15 protein-coding genes are annotated in these 25870 nt (G+C 43.4%); 10 read left to right on the top strand and 5 right to left on the bottom strand.

Annotated features, from left to right (window positions below):
• The first annotated feature begins 152 nt into the window (after positions 1-152).
• The 5 genes from HG267_RS02340 to HG267_RS02360 all read left to right on the top strand — a co-directional run bounded on the left by HG267_RS02340 (position 153) and on the right by HG267_RS02360 (position 12547).
• Complete coding sequence (locus tag HG267_RS02340) at positions 153-1382, top strand: TetR family transcriptional regulator (RefSeq protein WP_045870880.1); 1230 nt, start codon at positions 153-155, stop codon at positions 1380-1382.
• Positions 1383-1579: 197 nt separating this feature from the next.
• Entirely contained in the window at positions 1580-3133 is a 1554-nt protein-coding gene (locus tag HG267_RS02345) for a YcjF family protein (protein WP_045870878.1), read from the top strand.
• Positions 3134-3596: 463 nt separating this feature from the next.
• On the top strand, positions 3597-7013 hold the full coding sequence (locus tag HG267_RS02350) for a response regulator (protein ID WP_045870877.1): 3417 nt from the start codon (positions 3597-3599) through the stop codon (positions 7011-7013).
• 814 nt (positions 7014-7827) lie between these two features.
• A complete protein-coding gene (gene smc / locus HG267_RS02355) occupies positions 7828-11508 on the top strand; it encodes a chromosome segregation protein SMC (protein ID WP_045870876.1) in 3681 nt (1226 codons plus the stop codon).
• A gap of 58 nt (positions 11509-11566) precedes the next feature.
• Entirely contained in the window at positions 11567-12547 is a 981-nt protein-coding gene (locus HG267_RS02360; protein WP_045870875.1) for a PRC-barrel domain-containing protein, read from the top strand.
• Between the two features lie 708 nt (positions 12548-13255).
• Here the strand turns inward: HG267_RS02360 and HG267_RS02365 are convergent.
• Positions 13256-14221, bottom strand: a complete 966-nt coding sequence (locus HG267_RS02365) for a stage II sporulation protein M (RefSeq protein ID WP_045870874.1) — start codon at positions 14219-14221, stop codon at positions 13256-13258.
• Between the two features lie 79 nt (positions 14222-14300).
• Between HG267_RS02365 and HG267_RS02370 the strand changes: the two genes are divergently transcribed.
• Together HG267_RS02370 and HG267_RS02375 are read left to right on the top strand one after the other, a co-directional pair.
• Positions 14301-15155, top strand: a complete 855-nt coding sequence (locus tag HG267_RS02370; protein ID WP_045870873.1) for a hypothetical protein — start codon at positions 14301-14303, stop codon at positions 15153-15155.
• A gap of 110 nt (positions 15156-15265) precedes the next feature.
• The gene (locus HG267_RS02375; protein ID WP_045870872.1) at positions 15266-16045 is read left to right on the top strand and encodes an RDD family protein; all 780 of its coding nucleotides are present in this window, start codon (positions 15266-15268) and stop codon (positions 16043-16045) included.
• A 261-nt stretch (positions 16046-16306) separates the two neighbouring features.
• On the opposite strand, the gene HG267_RS02380 is transcribed toward HG267_RS02375, so the two are convergent.
• The gene (locus tag HG267_RS02380) at positions 16307-17098 is read right to left on the bottom strand and encodes a DUF1868 domain-containing protein (protein WP_194007893.1); all 792 of its coding nucleotides are present in this window, start codon (positions 17096-17098) and stop codon (positions 16307-16309) included.
• 502 nt (positions 17099-17600) lie between these two features.
• Here HG267_RS02380 and HG267_RS02385 point away from each other — a divergent pair.
• The 3 genes from HG267_RS02385 (at position 17601) to ssuE (ending at position 20770) form a co-directional block, all read left to right on the top strand.
• Positions 17601-18830 (top strand): acyl-CoA dehydrogenase family protein, encoded by a 1230-nt coding sequence (locus tag HG267_RS02385; protein WP_263420075.1) that lies wholly within the window; start codon positions 17601-17603, stop codon positions 18828-18830.
• A 184-nt stretch (positions 18831-19014) separates the two neighbouring features.
• The gene (ssuD, locus tag HG267_RS02390; RefSeq protein WP_045870869.1) at positions 19015-20175 is read left to right on the top strand and encodes an FMNH2-dependent alkanesulfonate monooxygenase; all 1161 of its coding nucleotides are present in this window, start codon (positions 19015-19017) and stop codon (positions 20173-20175) included.
• A gap of 31 nt (positions 20176-20206) precedes the next feature.
• The gene (ssuE, locus tag HG267_RS02395) at positions 20207-20770 is read left to right on the top strand and encodes an NADPH-dependent FMN reductase (RefSeq protein ID WP_045870868.1); all 564 of its coding nucleotides are present in this window, start codon (positions 20207-20209) and stop codon (positions 20768-20770) included.
• 247 nt (positions 20771-21017) lie between these two features.
• On the opposite strand, the gene pntB is transcribed toward ssuE, so the two are convergent.
• The 3 genes from pntB to gvpA all read right to left on the bottom strand — a co-directional run bounded on the left by pntB (position 21018) and on the right by gvpA (position 25626).
• A complete protein-coding gene (gene pntB, locus HG267_RS02400; protein ID WP_045870867.1) occupies positions 21018-22460 on the bottom strand; it encodes a Re/Si-specific NAD(P)(+) transhydrogenase subunit beta in 1443 nt (480 codons plus the stop codon).
• Between the two features lie 9 nt (positions 22461-22469).
• Positions 22470-24056 carry a Re/Si-specific NAD(P)(+) transhydrogenase subunit alpha gene (gene pntA / locus HG267_RS02405; protein WP_045870866.1) on the bottom strand — a complete coding sequence of 529 codons (1587 nt, stop codon included), beginning with the start codon at positions 24054-24056 and terminating at the stop codon, positions 22470-22472.
• Between the two features lie 1354 nt (positions 24057-25410).
• Entirely contained in the window at positions 25411-25626 is a 216-nt protein-coding gene (gene gvpA / locus HG267_RS02410) for a gas vesicle structural protein GvpA (protein ID WP_010996411.1), read from the bottom strand.
• Positions 25627-25870 lie beyond the last annotated feature (244 nt).

Consider the following 25870-nt stretch of genomic DNA (forward strand, 5'->3'; position numbering starts at 1 on the left):
GGGGTGTATTTGGCTATTACACTTCACAACCTACAAGGAATCTACCCGTTCTGTATCAGAGTGTTACAGTAAAGTAGAGCAAGTATCACTTACATTTGTTATCCTAACAACTTTGAAAATTATATGCAAGTAGTACTTGCATTAGTGCTTTTATGGCATCTCCCACCCATTCAGCTCGTCAACGCCTGATTCAAGCAGCACTGGAACTATTTACTGCTCAAGGAGTCAGCGGTACGACAACGCGCCAAATTGCAGAAAAGGCTGAAGTGAACGAAGTCACGTTATTTCGGCATTTTGGTAATAAGCATGGACTGCTATTAGCGGTTTTAGAAGAATCTGCTGTGTTCAAAACTTTAGGGGAGTCTTTGGTACGCCGGGCTAGTCCCCCTGGTAGTGTTTATCAAGCCCTGAAAGACTATGCAAGTGATAACTTGCTTGCATTAGAACGAGTACCAGAGTTAGTAAGGTCTGTAGTTGGTGAAGCTGACCAATACCCCGCAGAAAATCGCCGCGCCTTGGGGAAAGGATTAACAGAAGCTAACCGCTATGTAGCCCAGTATTTAGCTACGGTAATTCAGCAAGGACATTTAAATACCTATCTGCCGGCAGAAAAATTAGCAAGTTTGCTGAATGGAATGCTGTTGGGATATGCCGTCATTGAATTTACTAGCGAATTTCATGAACTTTGGGAAGACCGAGATGATTTTTTAGAAACCTTGGTGGAATTGTTTTTACGCGGTGCGATGTCACCCTCACCAGAGTTAGCAATCAATAATCCCACAGAAATTAACATAACTACAGAGGTATCTGATTTACCTGCTAGTTTAGTTCACGAAATTTTTCGCCAAGCCAGAAAAGCCGGAATCCAAGATTATGCCTTGGTGTATGTATTATTTGGTGCTGGTTTATCTGCCAAAGAAATAGTTAACTTACAGCGATCGCACCAAATTTATGACGATCAAGGGCACTTTTTACAAATTACCACCCCGGGATTAGTCCGCCAAGTACCTGTAAATCAGTGGATTATGGGCAAACATTATGGCTCCTATACAAATAATCCCTTAATTAAATGGCTAAAAAGTCGTAAAGACAGCCAAACAGCTATGTTTCTTAATAATCTCGGAGAACCAATTTCTGCATCAGAAATTGAAACTCATTGGCAAACCTGGACACAAGGAATGTTAACACCCCAAGGACAACCCCCAGTCATCGCCCAAGCACAACACACCTGGCGCGTAGAAATGTTAATGCGAGGTATGACTTTAGAAAATTTAAGCATTCTTACAGGTTGCGATCGCACCCAACTACAACCCTATGCCCGCCGTTCCAGAGAAAAAGCGGCATTAGAACAAGCTACAAAGCTAGATCATAAGCCGACGTAATGTCATTTGTTGTTTGTCATTTGTCATTAGGTAATTGGTAATTGGTAATTGGTAATTGGTAATTGGTAATTGGAATTTCTTCCTCATCTCCCTCATCTTCCTCATCTCCCTCATCTCCCTCATCTCCCTCATCTCCCTCATCCCCAATCCCAAATCCCCATTAAGATAAAAAAACATCCGCCTACTGAATACTCACCATGCCTCTCTCGCGCATAGTAACGCTGATTGTTGGTTTGATAGTGATTTTGGGGTTAAGCCTATGGCTGATTGATTCCCTGTCACGCCTTTACTGGCAGTTGTCTTATTCGCCACTGCTGGGCAATTTGCTGTTGCTGCTGTTAATTGTGCTGATTGCCGGATTAGTTGCGGCTTTTGTTTATTATGTGATGGTGTTGCAAGCTGGGGAAAAACGTTCTCGCCGCCAGCGTCCGCGCGTGACTCCAGCGCAAATCCCGGCTGCTAAATCTGATGCGGCTTCCTCGACTTTACAAGCTGTGCGCCAACAGGTGGCGCAAATTCAAGATGAAGTCACAAGACAAGCTTTACTTAGTCGATCGCGGGAAATTGAAGTTAATTTAGCACGGGGCGAAATCCAAGTAGTAGTATTCGGTACGGGAAGCGCTGGTAAAACTTCCTTGGTAAATGCCATTATGGGGCGCATGGTGGGACAGGTAAATGCACCAATGGGCACTACCCAGGTAGGAGAAACCTATTGTTTACGGTTGAAGGGATTGGAACGGAAAATATTAATTACCGATACCCCAGGGATTTTAGAAGCAGGAGTTGCAGGGACAGAACGAGAACAACTAGCACGAGCTTTGGCAACGGAAGCTGATTTATTATTGTTTGTTGTCGATAATGATTTACGGCGATCGGAATATGAACCCCTCAGAGGTTTGGCGGAAATTGGTAAGCGATCGCTGTTAATTCTCAACAAAACCGATTTATATACAGACGACGATAAAGAATCTATTTTGGCGCGCTTGCGTCAACGGGTGCGGGGATTTATTGCCCCTAACGATGTGGTAGCGATCGCGGCTAATCCTCAATCTGCCCAATTAGAAACAGGTGAACTCTTCCAGCCAGAAGCAGATATTGTACCCTTGTTGCGGCGAATGGCGGCAATTTTACGGGCTGAGGGTGAAGATTTAGTAGCAGATAATATTCTCTTACAATCTCTGCGATTAGGTGAAGAAGCGCGGAAACTCATCGATGCTCAACGCCGCCGCCAAGCCGATAAAATCGTGGAGCGCTTTCAGTGGATTGGTGCAGGTGTGGTATCAGTTACACCTTTACCAGTGGTAGATTTACTAGCGACTGCGGCGGTAAATGCCCAAATGGTCGTAGAAATCGGTAGAATTTACGGTTGTGAATTAAACATGGAACGGGGGCGAGAATTAGCCCTATCTTTAGCCAAAACCCTGGCGAGTTTAGGAATTGTCAAAGGGGCAATTCAACTACTTTCTACAGCTTTACAAACCAACCCAGCTACTTTTATTATTGGGCGAGCAATTCAAGGTGTAACAGCAGCTTATTTAACTCGAATTGCTGGGAAAAGCTTTATTGAATATTTTCGGCACGATCAAGATTGGGGCGATGGTGGAATGACAGAAGTTGTGCAGCGACAGTTTCAAATTAATCGCCGCGATGAATTTATTAAGGCTTTTGTCCAAGAAGCGATCGCACGAGTAGTCAAACCTTTAACCGATAAATCGGAAGTTGCGGAAGAAGTGAATGAGGAGCAAAGTTAATAGGCAGGGCGGATTTATGCCAAATTTAACACAATCATCCCTTTGAGATGCCAATACGGTTCGGATCAGTATTTTGCATCTCCCTTGTGATTTGGGAAAAGGGGAAGGGGTAAGGGTGAATTCAATCCTTTCCCCCTTTTTCCTTTCCCCCTTAACCCAACTTCATTAGAAGAGATGTAGAAGCTAAAAACTTGTATTGCCACAAATCCGGACAAATACTCAAGCATTCGGTTCGATTGCGACTGCATGATCAAAATATCATTCTTTGGCTTTGGTGTTAGGTATGGGGAATTGAGCATAGGGAATGGGTAATTGGTAACTAGGGTGTTTGGTGTTTGGGGTTTGTCATTAATTAATTATTTCTCCCCCTGCTTCCTCATCCCCCTCATCCCCCTCATCCTCCTCATCCCCCCCAATCCCCAATCCCCAATCCCCAATCCCCAATCCCCATTCCCCATTCCTTATGACAAATGATCGGGCTACCGGGTTAAGACAATTCAGCCTTACCCCCGACCAATTTACGACATTGTTTCCTTTTCATCTGGTGATCGATAGAGAGATGAAGATTGTCCAGGTAGGTGAAGTAATTAAACGTATTCTGGAACCGATCGCGGATACTTACTTAGAAGATCAGTTCCAGGTTACTCGTCTTAGCTGTAGGGAGCGATCGCTATTTCTCTTGGAATCCCACGACCATAAAATCCATCTCAAGGGAGAGATGGTATATATGGAAGCATCCGATCAGGTGCTGTTTCATGGTTATCCTCAAATGAGGGATATTGCTGAGTTGCAAAAGCTAAATTTGCCAGTCAATGATTTTCCTTTATATGACTCTGTTCCTGATGATTTTGTGAAATTCCACACTGAGAATACAGATCTCACAGATGTCACAACACATCAGCAAGCTGAATTAGCAGCCACAACCGCAAGACTCAGAACGCTGATCGAAAGTTTAGATTTTGGTGTGTTGATAGAAGACGAAAATCAAAAGATTTTATTAGTAAATCAGCAATTGTCCGATCAGTTTCAGCTTTCTGTACCAGCAGCAGCTTTAGAAGGTTTAGACTGTCGTCAAGCAGTGGAGAATTGTAAGCAACTGTTTGCTGAACCTGAAAAATTTGTGCAGTGTTTAGATGAAGTTCATCAGCAAAGGAAAGTAGTTGTACATCAAGAATGGCAACTCAAAGATGGACGAACTATTGCCCAAGATTATGCTCCGATTGTGGGTGAGCAAAAATTTTATGGTCATCTGTGGAAATATCGCGATATCACTTTAGAGAAGGAATCACAAAATGCTCTTCAATTGAGTGAAGAACGGTTACAGCTAGCTTTAGATGCCGTAGAAGAGGGGCTATGGGATTGGAATTTAAGGACTGGAGAAGTATATCGTAGCTCACGTTGGTTTTATATGCTGGGTTATGCCCCAGAAGAAATAGAAAGCAATATTAAAGCGAAAAATCACTTGATCCATCCAGAGGATCTAGCTTTAATGCGACAAAAACTGATTGCCCATTTCCGGGGTGAAACTCCTGTTTATGAAGCAGAACTACGTTTATTCGCTAAATCTGGAGAATGGAAGTGGATTTTGGATCGGGGTAAGTTGGTGCGTCGCAATTCTCAAGGAAAACCCTTGAGAATGGTAGGAACACATTTGGATATTACCAAACACAAACAGTCAGCAGCAGCCCTACAGCAGCAATATCAACGTGCTATGCTGCTCCAGCAAATTACCGAAGAAATTCGTCAGTCTTTACAAGCCCCGCAAATTCTCCAGACAACAGTCACACAAGTACAACGGATTTTGCAGAGCGATCGCGTTATTATCTGCCAAATTTACCCGGATGGTTCGGGCAAAATTATTCAAGAAGCTGTAGTTCCGGGATGGTTGGTAACTCTCGGTCACAACATTGAAGATCCCTGTCTGAAAGAACAATACCTGAATCTGTATCGTCAGGGCAAGACGACAATGATTGCTGATTTGGGGGAAGCGACATTAGAGCCTTGTTATGTAGAAGTTTTACAGCAATTTCAGGTAAAAGCTAATTTAGTCGTACCGATTCGGGTGCGAGAAAATTTGTGGGGGTTACTAATTGTTCATCAATGCGATCGCCCCAGACAATGGACGCAATGGGAAGTAGATTTGCTCAAATATCTTGCCGATCAAATGGGTATTGCGCTTACCCAAGCTCAATTACTGGCGCAAGAAACTCATCAAGCCTATCTTTTAGCACAGCAGAATGAACAGCTGAACTTTGCCAAGCAAGCCGCAGAAGCGGCGAATATTGCTAAGGGTAATTTCCTCGCTACCATGAGCCATGAAATTCGTACCCCCATGAATGCGATCATCGGCATGACAGGACTGCTTTTGGATACTCCTTTGGAGCCTGAGCAACTGGATTTTGTGGAAACCATCCGCAACAGTGGCGATGCCTTATTAACGATTATCAATGATATTCTGGACTTTTCTAAAATTGAGTCCGGCAAACTGGATCTGGAAGAACAGCCCTTTGACTTGCGGGTGTGTATAGAGGAAGCCTTGGACTTATTGGCTCCCCAGGCGGCCTCGAAAGGTATTGAATTGATGTATCAATTAGATTCAGACATCCCAACGCAAATTATTGGCGATATTACCCGCCTGCGCCAAATTCTCTGGAATTTGCTCAGTAATGCCGTGAAATTTACCAATGAGGGTGAAATCGTGGTGGCGATCGCCGCCCAACCCTCAGTCCTACAAAGGGGTACTACACCCACCGAAACGCAAATCTACGAGTTTCAATTTGCAGTTAGAGATACAGGTATTGGCATCCCCCGCGATCGCCTGGATCGACTGTTTAAACCTTTTAGCCAGGTTGATGCTTCCATGACTAGACGTTATGGTGGTACTGGATTGGGATTAGCTATCAGCACCCGTTTGTGCGAGTTGATGGGCGGGAGAATGTGGGTAGAAAGTGAAGTCAGTAGAGGTTCTACTTTTTATTTCAATCTGACATTATTAGTTGATCCGGCTACTATTAATAGCACCATAATTTTTGATTTAGAGTTACGTGGTCAAAAATTACTTTTAGTTGCTGCTAATGCCAATTTAAGAAAATGCTTAACTGCTCAACTTGAGACCTTGGGGCTATATGTCCAAGCTGTAGAATCGAATGTGGCAGCTCTGCACTGGATACGCCAACAAACTACTTTTGACTTAGCTGTATTAGATATTGATAGCCCGCAATTAAATATTCTCAATTTAACAGCGCAAATCCGCGCCATACCCAGACACCGACATTTACCTTTGGTGATGCTCAGTTCTAAAGGTAAACAAACTCTAGAAGTCAAACAAATAGCGGCTGAGTTTCATGCCTATTTGCACAAACCAGTGAGGCAGTATCAATTACATCAGACATTAGTAGAAATTATTCGTAGTGCTGGCTCTAACCAACTTGACCCCAAATCAACTATCCCTTCTTACTCCCGCTTATCCATTGCAAGCGTCTCAGAACATGAGAAACAAACTGTGCAACATGTCCCACTGAAGATTTTGCTAGTAGAAGATGGGTTAGTAAATCAGAAAGTTGCCTTAAAGTTACTGGAGCGTTTAGGCTACCGTGCAGATGTAGCGAATCACGGACGAGAAGCCCTAGAAGCTTTACAACGACAAATATATGATGTTGTGTTTATGGATATCCAGATGCCGGAAATGGATGGTTTGGAAACCACCCGCCGGATTCGCAAAGAACTCTCTGCTGCTGCTCAACCTCGCATAATTGCCATGACTGCTCATGCACGCCAAGAAGACCGCCAGGAGTGCTTAAGTGTTGGTATGGATGACTACATTAGTAAGCCCATTAGTCTAGAAGCGATCGCTGCAATTCTTAAAAAGTTTGAGAGTTAGATAAGCTAATGCGCGCCTAAATTGCATAACTACTCAAGAAGGCTGTTAACTGTTAACGGTTGACTGTCAACGGTCAACGGTCAACAGCCCTCATGAGGGATTGTGCAACTTAAAAGCAGAATAGCTTATTTGCTCTAGAACTGACAAAATCCAATGATAAATTCACACTTATTAGTCATATATCTATACTACAAGGGATAGCGTTTTTCACTCAAAATAGGTTTTGGGGAAAAGGTTAAAGGTTTTTTCTTTCCCTTGAACCATTCCCCTTTTTCCCTTGAACCGACAAGTATTGAGTTCACGTAGCCTTAGCGGCGAGAGTACGGCATCAGCGCTGAGATTTTTTCAGAAATCTGATATTTGATTTTTGATTTTTGCGAAGCTATGTACACTTTTATTTCTTCTTCCCTGTTCCCTATTCCTTCCCTAAATAAATAATTTCAGGAATCAAATAATTTTACAGAATTACAAAATTTGTGTATAGAATAACCTGAGAATTATTTTATAAAATTTCGTTACTGACAAAACTTAATTTTTCAGACATCCTCTAAGACTGGTATATTAACGCTAGTACAAATGTTCAGACAAGCATCTCCAGAGGATGCTTAAATAATTTTACTAACTAAACTACGAGTGAAGATGAGTGAGTAAAAGTATACCAGTTGCTTAACAGTACTGCTAAACTCTCTTTCCTTCTCTCTGCGTTCTCTGCGCCTCTGTGGTTCAATAAAACCTAAATTATCTAGCTCAACTAGTAGACAATCTATATTTCCTTGCTACACTTTTACTTCATTAACCCAGCTAACTTGCGCCTATGGTTCATGTAAAGCGCGTCGAACTTACAAACTTTAAATCCTTTGGTGGTACTACCCAAGTTCCTTTGCTGGGGGGGTTTACTGTTATATCTGGGCCAAATGGTTCTGGTAAATCTAATATTCTCGATGCGCTGCTGTTTTGTCTTGGACTCGCTAGTTCTAAAGGGATGCGCGCCGATCGCCTTCCCGATCTGGTAAATAATACTCAAACAGCTAAAAGCCGTGCCACTGTGGAAGCTAGCGTCACAGTGACTTTTGATATTACTGATGCCGTCTCCCTCAACGATACAAAGCCGCAAAGCCTAGAAAATCTAGAGGAAGTCGAAGTAGTAGAAATTGAGGAAGTTGAGAACGTTGAGGAAGTCGAAGTATTTGAGGAAGACAAGTTAAAATCCAAACTTCCCAATCCCGAATCATCGAATGAGTGGAGTGTTACCAGAAAGCTGCGGGTGACGCACCAGGGAACTTATACATCGAATTACTATATTAACGGCGCTTCTTGCACCCTCACAGAGTTACATGAAGCCTTAGAAACACTGCGGATTTACCCCGAAGGCTACAACGTGGTGCTACAAGGGGATGTCACCAGCATTATTTCGATGAACGCCAGAGAACGGCGGGAAATTATTGATGAATTGGCGGGGGTAGCGGCGTTTGATCGCAAAATTCACCAAGCCAAGGCGACTTTAGATGAGGTAAAGGAAAAGGAAGATAGTTGTCGGATTATTGAAACTGAATTAACTGTACAACGCGATCGCCTGTCCCAAGACCGAGCCAAAGCCGAAAAATACCAAAAACTCCGTGCTGAGTATTTGGCGAAACAATCCTGGGAAGCTGTGTTATCTTGGCGTTCCCTACAAGCACAGCAAGAAAAATTAGCGAATCAAATTCAAACTGGCGATCGCAAATCTGAAGAACTATCTGCGGAACTGACAACTCTTAACACCACTATTGAGCAAACTACCGTTGAATTAGATAAACTCAACGCCCATGTTAAAGCTTTAGGGGAAGAGGAACTGTTAGCAGTACAATCTACCCTCGCCACCCAAGAAGCTGAACATAAACAACTCCAGCGTCAACGCAGCGAATTAGACACCGCAATTCAAGAAACTGGGAAACGCCAAACGCAAAGTCAGCAAGAAATTCAACAACACCAGCGTTCCCTCGAACAAATTGCGGAAACTCAGGTAATTGAAAAGCAATCGATTGTCTACTTACAACAGCAACGGGATGAAGCGCAACAAGCACTAGAAACTTCTCGCCAAGCAGCGGCGGAAATTGCTTCGGCTTCGGAAGCTTGGGTACAGCAACAAACGGCGTTAAACCGTCAAATTGAAACCCTGCTGCAAACCCTGGAACCCCAACGCACTGAACAAGCGCAGCTAAGAGAACGTAACGATCAGCTACAGCAGCAAATTCAAGAGCAAACTCAGCTAGTTGCTAATTTAGAACCAGAATTAGCCACAAAACAAGCTGATTGTAGTCGCCTAGAAACAGAATTTAACGCCTCTAGCGAACCCATCCAAAATTTAGCGCAAAATCTCGCAGCCACAGAACAAGAACTGCAAATTCAACAAGATACCCAAAAGCGCTTACTCCAAGAACAAAGAGAAAAACAACGCCAGTTAGATAAACTCGAAGCGCAAGCGCAAGCACAGCAAGAAATCCAAGGAACCCAAGCTAGCAAAGTCATCTTGCAATCGGGATTACCGGGGCTTTGTGGCTTAGTGGTACAGTTAGGCAGAGTTGAACCCCGTTACCAACTGGCTTTGGAAATTGCGGCTGGTGGGCGTTTGGGACATATAGTGGTGGAAGATGACGGTGTTGGTGCGGCGGGAATTGAACTGCTGAAACAGAAACGCGCTGGGAGAGCGACTTTTTTACCGTTAAATAAAATTAATGCTCCCAGATTTACCCAAGATGCCACACTGCGGTTAGCCAGTGGCTTCGTCAACTATGCTGTTAACCTAGTGGAGTGCGATCGCCGTTATAAAGATGTATTTGGCTATGTATTTGGTAACACCGTTGTATTTTCTACCCTAGAACAGGCGCGAAAAAACATAGGTTTGTACCGCATCGTCACCTTAGACGGGGAATTATTGGAAACTAGCGGCGCAATGACTGGTGGTAGTAACACCCAGCGTTCCGCGTTACGCTTTGGAAACGTCGAAGCTGCTGAACCCGAAGAAGTCGCCGCCTTAAAAAGACGCTTGGGGGAAATTGAACGAGTTTTAGAACGTTGTACAGAAGCTATCTCTACTCTCGCAGCGAAAACCAAAACCTTAGCGCAGGAAGTTACAGAAGCACGCCAAGCCAGGAGAGAACAGCAGATCAAATTGGAACAGCTGCAAAAAGAAATTAAAACTTTGACAGCGCAGTTAGAAAATACGCGATCGCAATTAGCGCAAAATAGCGAAAAATTTGCCACGGCGCAATCTCGCTTGGAAATTTTGGATCGGGAATTACCAGGTCAAGAAAATCAGTTGCAACAATTGCGACAAACATTAGCGGAGTTAGAAGCTTCACAAACCCCTAGCGAATGGCAACAAATCCAAGCCACCATTAAAAACCAAGAGCAACAATTACAACAACGGGAAACAGCCTTACGGGAAGCAGAACAAAGGTTAAGAAATCTCGAAAACCAGCAACAGCGTTTACAAGAAAAAATCCAAGAAGCTGAGGAACGGATTACCCAGTACCAGCAGGAGCAAGAAACCCAGCAAAATCAATTAAGCTTCATCAGCACCCAACATTCAGCACTCAGCGCTCAAATCGCCGCAATTAAGGCGAAATTGAGTCAGATGGAACTGAGTTTAGGCGAAGAAAAACAAAAACGCGATCGCACCGAACAAGAACTGCGATCGCACCTCCTGCGTCAGCAACAATTAGAATGGGAACTGCAAAAACTCCAAGAAACCCTCACAGCCAAGCGCGAGGAAATCGTTAACGTCAGAGAGCAACTGCAAACCGTCGCCGCCGAACTACCTAGCCCCTTACCAGAAGTCCCCGATCAAGTAGACTTAGAAGAATTGCAGAAAGAATTGCGATCGCTTGCCAAACGCCTGCAAGCAATGGAACCAGTAAATATGCTGGCTTTGGAAGAATACGAACGCACCCAAAACCGTCTGCAAGAACTAACACAAAAGCTGGAAACCCTAGAAGGGGAGCGTACAGAGTTACTTTTACGGATTGAAAACTTTACTACATTACGTCAACGCGCCTTTAAGGAAGCTTTCGACGCAGTCAACGAAAACTTCCAATCTATTTTCGCCACTCTTTCTGAGGGTGACGGCTACCTACAACTAGACGATCCCGAAGATCCCTTTAACAGTGGCTTAAATTTAGTCGCCCACCCCAAAGGTAAACCAGTACAGCGACTAGCTTCCATGTCTGGGGGAGAAAAATCCCTCACAGCCTTAAGCTTTATCTTCTCCCTACAACGTTACCGTCCTTCCCCGTTTTATGCTTTCGATGAAGTCGATATGTTTTTGGATGGGGCAAACGTAGAACGATTAGCTAGAATGATTAAACAACAGGCAAAACAAGCTCAATTTATAGTTGTGAGTTTGCGCCGACCGATGATAGAATCAGCCGAACGCACAATTGGCGTTACTCAAGCACGGGGAGCTTACACCCAAGTTTTGGGAATTAAATTGCAAGCTGACCATACATCTGCTTGAGTTTTTGTTAATAATAGTGTATAGATTAACCGGATTCGAGATCAGGACTCGGTATAGAATGACCTCTGAACAGATAATTAGGCGTTCCGACATATTAAATACCCAGGTGATTACCCGCGACAACGGTAAGCGGGTAGGTATAGTTAGTCAAGTCTGGGTGGATATTGACCAACGAGAGGTTGTAGCTCTTGGTTTGAGAGACAGCCTGATCTCTATTTCTGGTATACCGCGCAATATGTACCTTAGCAGTATCAGCCAGATTGGTGATGTCATCCTGGTCGATAACGAGGACGTAATCGAAGATATTGAAGTTGAAGCATTAAGCAACCTGATTAACTGGGAAGTAATTACAGAAACCGGTGAAGTACTAGGTAGAGTACGCGGCTTCAAATTCAATGGTGAAAATGGCAAACTTCACTCTATAGTCATTGCTTCTTTGGGATTACCGCAAATTCCTGAGCAAGTGCTAAGTACTTACGAACTTTCCATTGATGAAATCGTCAGCACAGGCCCCAGTCGATTAATTGTATTTGAAGGAGCCGAAGAACGCGTCAATCAATTGACAGTTGGCGTTCTAGAACGCATGGGTATTGGTAAAGCCCCCTGGGATCGCAGTGATGATGAAGAATACGGCTATAGTGCGCCTCGCACCATTGCACCACCCAATCAACTACCCAGCGGTGTACCATTAGAACCACCCAAGCCCAAAGTCCGCACCCCCGAACCCGTAGCTAGGGAAGAGTGGGATGAGGACTACATAGAAGAAGAAAGACCCCAGCGCCAAGTCATGCAGGCGCGCCAGTACGAATCGATTCAATACGAAGAAGACGACGAAGAAGACAACTGGAGTGAGGCTACAGATAAAGACAGGTATCAACAGCCCGCCAAATTTGAAGCTCAACCATACAAAAAGCCTTACACCGACGAATATGACAACTATGACGATGTAGATGGCGATGCTTGGGAAGATGTGCCCCAACCAGTCAATATTCCCAAGAAAGTTAAAGAAAAACAACCAGAATACGAAGAAGGATATTAAAGTAATTCGTAATTTCTAATTCGTAATTAAGTTTAAAGTTAAACCCCTCTTCGCGTGGAAGCAGGGGTTTAATTTATGCTATACCAATTTGAAAAAAGAATGCGACAGATGAGTAGGGGCACGGCACCAGTCATACGTGTCAACTTAACGTGAAACCCGCTCTTGTGCAAGGTTTCGCCCTCACCCCCAGCCCCTCTCCCGCAGGGAGAAGGGAGCAAGAGATTTAGTTCCCCTTCTCCTGCGGGAGAAGGGGTTAGGGGATGAGGGCGCGAGGTATTTGTACAACGCCCACCCTATATCGCTTTTAGCTTAAGTTGACACCAATGGGCACCAGTAAGATATTTGATATGCCAAAAGAGTGAGGATGCCGTGCCCTTACAAAGAATTTATCTGTCGCAAACATTATTTGAATTGGTATTAGTTAGGGCTTACTATTCTAATTTAAAGCAAGTGATGAAAAAGCGATGCTAAGGGACTTGCAAATAAAAAAATATCCCAGTATGTATTGTGGGGTGGACATCTTGTCCGCCCAGTTTATGTGGCAGGCAAGATGCCCGCCCCACAAGATGGAATAATTTATTTCTTGGAAATCCCTAATTAAGAGACTTGATTAAGAAATTTCAGAAATTAAATTATTCAATCAGAAAGGGCGAAGATATGGAACAAATTCTTTCTCTTCCTCTGCTCGCCCTAGCGATAGGATATTTTTTAGTTGGAAGCCCCTGAGCGCTTCCGACCACAATACATTACTAAAAGCACAAACAATCCCATCCCCGCAAGATATTTTAAAGGGTCTGGGATGCTGGGATTGGGTGAGAAAAAACCCTCAATAGTGCCAGCAATTACTAACATCGGCACAATCCCAAATACTAATTGTGCTGCTTGGGAACCGTAGAATTTGAGCGCATCCCGACGACGATATTTACCAGGAAATAAAATTGCTTTTGCTATGAGCAAACCTGCACCACCAGCAAAAAAGATAGCAGGTAATTCTAAAGAACCATGCGGAAATACAAATGCCCAAAAAGGATAGGCAAGATAATTTTGACCTACCAAAGTGCCAATCGCACCAATTAATAAACCATTAAATATCATTAAATATGTTGTGTACGCCCCGGCTGTAATTCCACCAGCAACCGCCCCAAAGGAAACCGATAAATTATTAATCATAATACTGCTGGATGCGAGGGGTTCAACACCCACAATTGACCCCATCCATAATTTGCGATCGTCTCGCACGCGGGAAATTAAACTTTCGGGTACAATCAGAGGCATAAAGCTGGGGTCTTGCCAAGCGTACCACCAAGCCACTAACGCCCCTAACAAAAACAAAGCGGTAGCTATAGCGATATATGGGAATGTTTGCTGTACTACAGCTGGTAATCCCCATTTGTAGAACTCTACTACAGCTTGCCATTCCTGCCGTCGCGAACCTTGATAAATCTGCGTATAGGCGCGAGTTGTTAAAGATTGTAAACTTTGAATCAACGTATTGCCGACTTTTTGAGTACGGGCGCGTGCTAAATCTGCTGCTACGGAACGATATAAACTGGCTAATTCTCTAATTTCCACTGCCCGTAGCGATTTTAACCCTTTTTTTTCTACCTGCCGTAAAAGGGTATCCAAACGCTGCCAATTTAATTCCCGTCGCGCAATCCAACGTTGAATATTCATAAATTTTGGGAGGATTTGGGTGAGTGTAATTTAAGATAGCCTCAATTCATCTCCGTACTTGCAAGGAAAATATAACATCATGACTGGTGATTTTGGTTCCCCTAGTCCCATGCAACCCCTGAGTGTGGGCAATGTCGTGAGTGCAGGAATAAGATTGTATCGTTCTCACCTCAAAGATTACTTTTTACTTGCCCTCAAAGCTTACGTTTGGATACTTGTTCCAGTATATGGCTGGGCGAAATTTTATGCCCTGACAGGTCTAATTTCTCGTTTAGCTTTTGGCGATTTAGTCGATCAACCAGAAAGCATTAGCGAGGGTGAACGTTTTGTAAATTCGCGATTATGGCAATTTTTATTGACCATGTTATTAATGACAATTGTCGGTATGGGAATTGTCTTCGGTATTAGCTTTGTATTTGTGATAGTTGGTGTTTTATCTGCTGTCGTAGTCGGAGGGTTAGGTCAACAAAGCAGTCTTGCGGCAACATTACTTGTAGTTTTAATCGGTTTTATTATAGGTATTGCGGCTTTGATTGCAGTGTTTTGGTTGTTAACAAGGTTCTATTTAGTGGATGTTCCCTTATCAATTGAGGATAATGTTGATGCGACTTCAACCATTAGCCGGAGTTGGGAGTTAACTCAAGGTTATGTTTGGCGGATTCTGTTGATTAGCTTTGTGGCTGTTTTGATCACATTTCCGATTCAACTAGTAGTGCAAATACTTGTGACTATTATTCAGTTAATTTTCACACCCCTACTGCAACAGGACAATGGTGCTGCAGGTTTTTTGTTATTCTTGCTGATTCTGGCTTTAAGTTTTGTCAGTGGCGCAGCCGTTCTTCCATTTTGGCAAAGCATCAAAGCTGTAATTTATTATGACCTACGGAGTCGTCGCGAAGGCTTAGGCTTAAAGTTACGCGATCGCGAAATTTAAACAGTCAAGAGTTGGAGAGACGCGATTAATCGCGTCTGTACAAGAGTCAACAACCTGCTGCTTGTCCTATTTATTAGGACTGCTTTTTTATAGTTAATTTTAAATTACTTATGCACCTTTTTAACCGTGTTAAATTCCGTACCCCAGAAAGTGTAGAACTAGAATTTACCCTCGCAGGAATTGGTAACCGTGCTTGGGCATTGCTCATTGACTATCATATTTTGGCTTTCATTTTGATGGGGTTCTATATTCTTTTTTGGGTGCTTGTCGTCCAATTTTCGGATTTTTGGATAACGGTTGTGGGTTCTACTTTGGGTTTGTGGATGATTGCGATCGCATTCATCATCACTTTTACTATTTATGCAGGTTATTTCGTTTTTCTAGAAACTTTATGGCAAGGGCAAACCCCTGGTAAACGCATTGCGAAAATTCGCGTTGTTCGAGATGATGGTAGACCAATTGGCTTACAACAAGCAGCTTTACGGGCTTTACTGCGTCCCGTTGATGAATTTTTGTTTATGGGCGCTTTTTTTATTATGTTGACTCGTCAAGAAAAGCGCTTAGGTGATTTAGCTGCTGGCACAATTGTTATTCAAGACCAAATCCCAATCGGAACTGCAACTTTAACTATTTCAGAACCAGCAAAATCATTACACGCACAACTAATAGAAATTGCTGATTTATCTCCCTTATTACCAGATGATTTCGCTGTAATTCGAGAATATTTACAACGACGTAGTGGAATGTCAGCTAAAGCCAAATCTTTACTGGCGTTAAAATTATCGCAACAGGTTCAAGCTATTATTAACCTAGAGCAAATACCCTCTGGTGTTTCCTCAGACGAATTTTTAGAAGCTATTTATCTCGCTTATAAACAAAAAGAATTTTAAAGAAAGACTGAATTATCAAGGATGAAAGATGAAATGAGAATAGGTATCAGTAGAATGGAATAAGCTAAACCACATCTAGTTTGCATAATCTAAAATTGTATATTTCTTGTGGGATGGGCATCTTGCCCGCCCAATATATGCAAGTTAAATGTGGAACAGCTTAGTAAACAAAAAATCAGCTTTTATAGATTTATATTCCATCTACATTTGGTCACAGTAATTGTATAATTCAGACTTCATCCTTCATCCTTATCTTGACTATTAACTAATAGTTAAAGTCGGCCAATCAGGTTGACGATAATAACGTGTCATGTCATCAAATTTTCGCAATTCAACGCGATCTACTAAAAATTCCGGCGAATTTAAAAGCCATTGTTGATTCAAATCAGACAGCATAGTACTCAAGTTTGCCCGGTCTAGTTCTGGCGAAATTTCTCCAAAATAGGCTAATGTAATATGGGCAGTGAAATGATAATGTTGTTCAATTCCCAAAGCCATTAACTGAGAATTTTGATAAATAGTACGGCGAAGTTTAATCACCTGTTCGTAGCAACGCTCATCCTGCGGTACTAAGCAAACTCCTATTGCTCTTGGCATAACTATCAATCCCAGCACTTGCCAATAAATAGGTTTAATATCAGCTGTGAGAGATTTTTGATATTCCTGAAATATTTCCCCACAGCAAGAATGTAACTGCTGTTCAAATTGGGGATTTTTTTCACAAGCATCACGGTAAGCACTATCCCAAATTAAATCTGCTACCGTTAAATGGAAGCTACTATCCGGTACAGGCACAATCAAATCACTATTGGTAGGCAATTCCAACAGTTTTTGTTGATAAGCTCTTAACTGCGTATAGAAAGCAGAGTTTCCTGTTGCTTCCTCGGCAGGTGGAGTAATTAGCGTGTAGCCGGGAAATGGTGCTGCTTGCCTAGAACCCGAGTCTGGCTGAAATTTAGAAGATTCTTGAATATGCTGGACTTGAGATCTGTAAGCTTCTGGTAGCGTCATTCTTGCTACCCGATTCAAGTAAGTTTGATAATTATCGTCCAATCTCGTTGGCCTCGCGCGCTCTTACTTGATAGATTTTAGCCGAATAGACTTCTAAGTCCAGTACCCTAGTTACAAGGGATGTTTTAATCATGCGATCGCATTTGTTAATCCACCAGGAAGGTACTGCCCCTCCTGTATCTGTGTTATCAGCACAGCGCCTCACTTTTCGGCTTCTGGTGGACAAGATTGCTGAATCTGAAATTTAGAATTTTTAGACTGATTTTTTTTAGCCCAGTAACCTCTTGGAGGTTTAGGAATACCATATTTTTTGCACCACTTGGCAACTGCAACATCAGATACTCCAAACTTGTGACTTACCTCAAGAACAGAAGTTTCCCAAATCATCTTCTCTAGGTCTTCCTTTGAGGGACGCTCTACTTTCCTCGATTTCAGCGAAACTCTATCTTTATTTTTGAAGGTAATAGCAGAATCTTTATCAAAAATCGCGCTTACATCCCCATCCCCTTGTGGTTGGGGCGGTTGACTGGAGCGTGTCGCTTCTCTGGCTGCTGACTTTGCTACTCGCGCCGCAGTTCACGATCGCGATGCTTCTTTTCCATTTGAGAATTTTACTGCTCTCCAGCAAGGGCAGCTTTTGAATTTGACTGTTCCTAAAGAGTTCGGCGGCCAGGCTTTAGGATATGCTGCTGTCAGTCGGGTGATTGAAACTATAGCTAGTGGGGATGCTGCTACGGCTTTAGTGTTGACGATGCATTATCTCCAACACGCTAATGCTAGCCGTTCGCGTCGCTGGCCAGATGAGATTTATCAACGGTTGTGTCGGGAATCGGTGGCAGGTATTGCTTTATTAAATGCTGCCCGGGTGGAACCAGAATTAGGTACACCAGCGAGGGGTGGATTACCTGCAACCACTGCTCAACAAACTCCAGATGGTTGGCTGTTAAGTGGTCATAAAATATACACTACAGGTAGCCCAATTTTAAGCTACTTCGTTGTGTGGGCGCGCACCACAGAGCCAGAACCGCGAGTAGGAAATTTTCTCGTACCTCGTGATGTGCCTGGTGTGCGAATTGCAGAGACTTGGGATCATTTGGGAATGCGGGCTACTGGTAGCCACGACCTAATTTTAGAAAATGTCTTGATTCCTTTAGAATACGCTTTAGATATTCGTCCATTGTCAGCTTGGTCATTACCAGATCCAGTGCAATTAGCTGGTAATAGCCTGTGGCTGAGTGCTTTGTATCAAGGTGTAGCTAAAGCTGCGCGAGATTGGTTAGTAGGTTATTTAAATGAGCGATCGCCTTCTAACTTAGGAGCTAGTTTAGCCACTCTACCCCGCTTTCAAACTGCGATGGGTGAAATAGAAGCTTTACTCTACGCCAGCGATCGCCTAATTTACGGTTTAGCCAACGATATCGACCGCGCTGAGTATGATAACACCGTAGCATTACAGGCACACTCTGTAAAATATCTTACTACAAATAACGCCATTCGCGCCGTTGAAACAGGACTAGAACTAATTGGTAATCCTGGCTTATCACGCCATAACCCGTTAGAAAGACACTATCGCGACGTTCTTTGCAGCCGCATCCATACCCCACAGAATGATGCGATTTGTATGTCGTTGGGTAAGAGGGCGTTGGGGAAGGGGGAATGGGGAATGGGGAATGGGGAATGGGGAATGGGGAATGGGGAATGGGGAATGGGGAATGGGGGAATGGGGAATGGGGAATGGGGAATGGGGAATGGGGAATGGGGCAAATTACTTTAGACCCTTGACCTTTGCCCCTTGCCCCTTGCCCCTTCCCCCTTGCCCCTTAACCTTTGACCCTTAAACCTGTTGCTTTCCCTGCATACCTATGCAATACTCTTAAATGACAAATAAATACGGTATACACATAGAATTACCGTAGTTTTATATAAATCTGATTTTGCAGCCATATTAAATAGGGATTATGCAACTACTTTGGTTTATCCCCACGCACGGAGAAGGGCGCTATCTTGGTACTACTATAGGCGCGAGGGCAGTCAATTTTGATTATTGGCGACAAATTGCCCAAGCCATAGATCACTTGGGTTTTACAGGTGCTTTGTTACCAACAGGGCGTTCTTGTGAAGATGCGTGGATATTGGCATCAACGCTAGCAACCCATACAAAAAAAATGCGGTTTCTGGTGGCGATTCGCCCGGGGTTGATGTCACCAGGAGTTGCGGCGCGGATGGCTGCGACGTTTGACAGGATTTCTGGCGGACGCTTGCTAATTAATGTGGTTACAGGTGGCGATCCCGTAGAGTTGGCGGGTGATGGTTTGCATCTTTCCCATGATGATCGCTATAAACTCACCGATGAATTTTTGACAGTCTGGCGACAAATCGCGGCTAATGAAGTTACTAACTTCCAAGGCGATTATCTCAACATTCAAGACGGTAAGATTCTGTTTCCGCCTGTGCAGAAACCTTATCCACCGTTGTGGTTTGGTGGTTCTTCACCCATCGCGCAAGAAATTGCTGCCAAGCACGTAGATGTTTACTTAACTTGGGGTGAAACACCTGCACAGGTTGCCCAAAAAATTGCCTCAGTGCGTCGCCTAGCAGAAGCGCAAGGACGGACAATCCGCTTTGGTATTCGCCTGCACGTTATTGTGAGGGAAACTGAAAGCCAAGCTTGGGATGCAGCGAATAATTTAATTCGCTATGTAGATGAAGATGCGATCGCTAAAACTCAAGAAGCATACGCCCGTATGGACTCTGAAGGACAGCGCCGGATGCAAGAATTACACAAGGGTAGCCGCGACGCTTTAGAAATTAGTCCTAATTTATGGGCAGGAATTGGCTTAGTACGTGGTGGTGCGGGGACTGCTTTAGTCGGCGATCCCGATACTGTTGCTCAAAGAATGTTGGAGTACACAGACTTGGGGATTGATACTTTCATCTTCTCTGGTTATCCCCATCTAGAAGAAGCCTATCGTGTGGCTGAATTACTATTTCCACGCTTGCCTTTAGAAAACTTACCTGCGATTGAACCGCAATTCACAAGTCCGTTTGGCGAAATCGTTGCTAATCAGGAATTTCCCAAACCACCAATTAATCAGCCAACAGCTGCGACTGTAGATTAACAGCAAAATATTCTCAGGAGAACTTTAGAACATGGCTCATATTTTAGCGATCGCAGGTAGTCCTTCCCATCCTTCCCGCACTTACTCTTTACTGGAGTATGCTAGCAAACTGCTTGTACAGCAAGGCGTAACGGTAGATATCATCTCAGTGCGCGACATTCCGGCAGAAGATTTAGCTTATGGACGTTACGATAGTCCAGCTTTAGAAAAACCAAAAGCTCTGTTAGAAAAAGCTGATGGGGTAATTATTGCTACACCTATTTACAAAGCAGCTTACACAGGTGTCTTAAAAGCATTCTTGGATTTATTACCCCAGAAATCCTTAGCCGGAAAAGTTGTACTTCCTCTAGCAACAGGCGGAACAATCGCTCATTTATTAGCAATAGAATATGCGTTAAAACCCGTGCTATCCGAATTAGGAGCGCGGCACATCCTCAGTACTATCTACAGTATAGATAAGCAAATTCAAGTACAAGCTGATGGCAGTATTCAGCTAGATGCAGAAATTGCCCAGAGATTACAGGATGTACTGTCTGATTTTGCCAAAGCGATTGATATTTCTGCCGCTACAAAAGAAGTCGCTCACGCCAACTAACGCATAATCTTGATTCTTTCTGCTCCCAGTAGCAGTTTGGCTGCTCTTCCCAAACTGCTACTTTTCTCATGGATGAGGGATGAGGGATTGGGGACTGGGGACTGGGGATTAGGGATTAGATGAGGGGGATGAGGGAGCAGAGGGGGTAGAGGAGAAATTCCCATTACCAATTACCAATTACCCATTACCAATTACCCCATGCCCAATGCCCAATGCCCAATGCCCAATGCCCAATGCCCAATGCCCCTTAAGTTAATACCCTTGTCGCTGCCAAATTAAGACTTGCTGCGTCTGCTTTTAATTGGGTGAGTTTGGCAACCGTCGCGTCAATGTTTTTCTTGGCATCGCCAAATAACATCAGGGTGTTGTCTTTGTAGAAGAGGGGATTTTCTACGCCGGCGTAGCCGCTAGCCATACTGCGTTTCATGACGATGACGGTGCCAGCTTTCCAAACTTCTAAGACTGGCATTCCAGCGATGGGACTGTTGGGGTTTTCTAAGGCACTGGGGTTGACGGTGTCGTTAGCGCCAATTACCAAAACTACATCTGTTTCGGGGAAGTCGTGATTAATTTCATCCATTTCTAAAACGATGTCGTAAGGCACTTTCGCCTCTGCCAATAGCACGTTCATGTGTCCGGGCATTCTGCCGGCTACGGGATGGATACCAAAGCGAATTTTAACACCGCGATCGCGCAGTTGTTTGACGATTTCGGAAACTCCATGTTGCGCTTGGGCTACTGCCATGCCATAGCCAGGGACGATAATTACACTCTTGGCGCGGTATAAGAGTTCTACTGTGTCTTCTATTGTGGTGGCGGTGAATTTACCTGTAGGTTGTTCGCCACTTTCCGCAGTGATGGTTTGAGCGCCAAAACCTCCCAAAATGACGCTGATAAAGGAACGGTTCATGGCTTTGCACATAATGTAGCTGAGGATAGCGCCGCTACTACCTACCAATGCACCTGTAATAATCAGTAAATCGTTGGATAGCATGAAGCCGGCAGCCGCCGCCGCCCAGCCAGAGTAGCTGTTGAGCATGGAAATTACCACTGGCATATCTGCACCACCAATTGCCATGACGAGATGAACGCCTAAAACGCAGGCAATCGCAGACATGATTAGTAGTAGTTGCAATCCAGGGAGGGATGCTGTGCCGAGAAACTGACTACCTAAGCACAGGACAGCAACTAGCATTGCTAAGTTGAGGATGTGCCGCCCTGGAAGTAATAGCGGTTTGCTGCTGATAATTCCTCGCAGTTTCCCAAAGGCAACTATTGAACCTGTAAAGGTGACTGCCCCAATAAATACACCAATATAAATTTCTACTTGGTGGATAGTTGCTTCTACGGCAGTGAGTGGCGTTTCTTGGAGATAATTAGCAATGCCTACCAAAACCGCCGCCATCCCTACAAAACTATGGAGAATTGCCACGAGTTCTGGCATGGATGTCATTGCTACCCGTGAGGCGACAATTGCACCAGCTATAGCTGAGGGGATGACGACAGCAGCTAAGATGCCGTAGGCGTTTGAATGAAGGGTAAGTGCAGTAGCAACAAAAGCAATCAGCATCCCGACAATGCCGTAAATATTGCCTTTACGAGCGGTTTCCTGGTCAGACAATCCCCCCAAACTGAGAATGAATAAGGCGCTAGCTACAATGTACGCCACTGTCAGTAAATTATTTGACATAAATTTCTTCTATTTTTGGAACATCTTGAGCATTCGTTGCGTGACGAGGAAACCACCGGAAATATTAATCGTGCCCACTAAAATTGCGATCGCGCCTAGAATGGTAGTAGCTGAGTTAGCAGATCCAGATATTTGCACCATACCGCCAATAATAATGATGCCGCTAATGGCATTGGTAACGCTCATTAGTGGTGTGTGTAAGGCAGGTTTCACATTCCAAATTACTTGCCAACCAATAAAGCAAGCTAAAACAAATACGGTGAAATGAGCTAGAAATTCAGGCGGTGCTGTGATGCCGATACCCACCAAGGCTAAAGCCACTATTAATAGCCAAAGAAAGTTAGCTCCGCCCCCTCCTTGGGAAGTTTGAGAAATAGGTGCTGTAGGTGTAGTTGCTAATACTGGCGGCGTTTCTTTGACTTTTTCTACTACTTTCTCGACTTTTGCCTCTACCTTTTTCTCAAATTTTGGTGCTGGCCAAGTAATCTCACCCGCATAGGCTACCAAAGCGCCCCGCACTACCTCATCTTCCAGATTTACTTGGTATTTACTCGCCCCACCCATTTCTTCTAGCAGATGGCAAAGATTTGTCCCGTAAAGCTGGCTGGCTTGTTGCGCCATGCGGCTGGGTAGGTCTGTTAAACCGACAATTGTGACTCCGTTGTAACGGTACACTTCATGAGGATGGGTACAAGCACAATTACCTCCCTGTTCTGCCGCCAAGTCAACGACTACAGAACCCTCTTTCATACTCTCAACCATTGCTTGAGTAATCAGTATGGGTGCTGTTCTCCCAGGAATCAAAGCTGTGGTAATGATGATGTCAACATCCTTTGCTTGCTCTGCAAACAGTTCCATCTCTGCTTTGATAAATTCATCGCTCATTACCTTGGCGTAGCCACCTTCACCAGAACCATCCTCAGCAAAGTTGAGTTCGAGAAACTCTGCGCCTAGGCTTTCTACCTGCTCTTTTACTACCAAACGGGTATCAAATGCCCGCACAATGGCACCCAATCCCTTAGCTGTACCAATGGCGGCTAGGCCAGCTACACCGACACCAATCACCAATATCTTCGCTGGTGGAACTTTACCTGCGGCTGTAATTTGACCGTTAAAGAAGCGTCCAAAGTGGTTAGCGGCTTCAATTACAGCTCGATAGCCAGCAAGATTGGCCATGGAACTCAAAGCATCCATTTTTTGGGCGCGGCTAATGCGTGGGATTGCATCCATTGCCAGCGCTGTAGCTTTGCGTTCTAGCAGTTTTTCCAGTAGTTGGGGATTTTGGGCAGGCCAGATAAAACCAATGATTGTACTGTCCTCACGCAGCAAATCCGTTTCATCTTTGCCTAACTCGGGATGCATTTGGGGTGGACGTACTTTGAGTACAATATCTGCCTCTGCCCAAAGAGTTGCAGCATCGGGAATAATGTGGCATTGGGCTTGCCTATAGGCATCATCGGCAAAATTTGCGCCGCAACCTGCGTTCGTTTCTACAAGTACATCAAAGCCAAGTTTTTGTAGCCGCTTGGCTGTGTCTGGTGTGACAGCTACACGCTGTTCACCAGGGTAAACTTCCTTGGGGATACCAACCTTCATGGGTCTTCTCCTTTTGATTTAGCTGAGTTTCCCAGAAAAAAGAAACGTGAAGCAATTCAAAATTCGCTCATTCAACAAACCCCTGATGAGAGGCTATGCCAACGGGGTAGGGAACTCTTGAAGTAGGCAGAGGGGTAGGGAGCAGGGGAAAAAAGAAAAATATTGTTTGGCAGTCCCTTGAACACCTGTGATCCAAATTGTAGATTGAAAATCTTTCACATCTGGCTGTTTACGGATTCTCAAATAATGCTGGCTATATTAATTTGGGATTACCTGTTAAGAGTTCGCTGTGAAAATGAAAAACTAATTTGTTGATAGTTATTCTGGCGGTTGGCTGTATGCAAGTTCAATGTGGAGGTGTCTAAAGCGGTAGCAACTTCCACAAATTTTGGAAACAAAATTTCCTGGCTTTAGTAGCATCCCAATTATATAAAAACATAATTTGTCATTGCGAGCGTAATGAAATAGAGCGCAGCAATCGCAAAGTCTGAATGTTGCGATTGCTTAATTCCGCTTCCCTTCATTCGCAATGACTATTAACCATCCTGGTAAATTTGCAAAACTGGGATGCTCCTTTGCTTTTTGCCTCCCCTATTTAGGTTTTATGTTTTATTGAGTTGAATTACTTCTGTTAAAGATACTATTTACTGTAGTCTTATGGATCTAGATTTGTATCAATTCTTCACAAGCTTTTGTATGATGATTAAAAGATAAAACTTGTAGCAATTTGATATAAAACTGAAAAGAATCTTATTATCACAGCAGTACACAAGAATGATATTAGCTTACTAAGCTGATGGGAATAATATTTTTTGTGTGCTGTAAATTTAATAGTATTTCTCAAGCTAGTACAACAAGGCAAAAGTAAAAAGGCAAAAGTAAAAAGAAAGAATGATGATTTTGTAAGCTTTTCGCTTGTTTTAAATGGGTGGCTTATTTCCGCCGTGTTGTACTAGGAAGGTATACTCATAAGGGCAGTGCCGTGCCCCTAGACTTCGCAATATAATTTTGTAACGGATCTGCATAAGAAACGCTATACAGTATTTAAACTCTGTTCCACTTCTATCATGCAAATATCGGGTTGCACTAAGCTTACCCCAATCCAATTTTTGAGTTAGAAGACATCCTCTAGAGGTGGTATTAAAAGCAAATTCTTTTAGTATTCGACTGCAATTAAAGGTTGCCAAACTACATTAATTGCAAATAGCTAAAAATCCTTCAACTTAGAAGGATTTTTAGCTATGAGAAAGAAATTATCCTGAAAGTGCCAACTTTAAAAGTCGTTTCTCAATTTCACCCGATATGACTTTTTTTAGTTTGCACAAACCAGGTAGAGATAGCGTACTTTTTATAATTAAGCAGGCATAGCAGCTGATTGAGTTAAACCAACAGCTTCTGCATATTTCAAATAAGTTTCAACAGAAGCGATAACGATCCGAGCTTCAATAGCTAGTAGTTCAATACCTACTAACGAAACACGTACCCAAGCATCTACAACGATACCTTTGTCCAAAATGCGGTCAATAACTTCTGCCAAACTTGAAGAGGAATTAGTTTTTTCAACTGCCATTGTTTTTTACCTTACTCATTGTTGATTGTTAATAGTTTCAGCTAGGTTTTATGCCTTCGCTTTCCACTGAATTAATATTAAACACACCTTGGTTAAATGTAAATAGTTTTGGACAGAAAAATGTAAAAAAATATGCACTTAGACAGTCAAATAAAGTAAAACAATTGGATGCAATGTTTGAGTTGTATATATTCTTTGATGAATAAGGAGCTTTTCATGGTAAAAATTGGTTGATTTTGATGAT

The sequence above is a fragment of the Tolypothrix sp. PCC 7601 genome (assembly GCF_025677855.1).
Classification (GTDB): domain Bacteria; phylum Cyanobacteriota; class Cyanobacteriia; order Cyanobacteriales; family Nostocaceae; genus Aulosira; species Aulosira diplosiphon.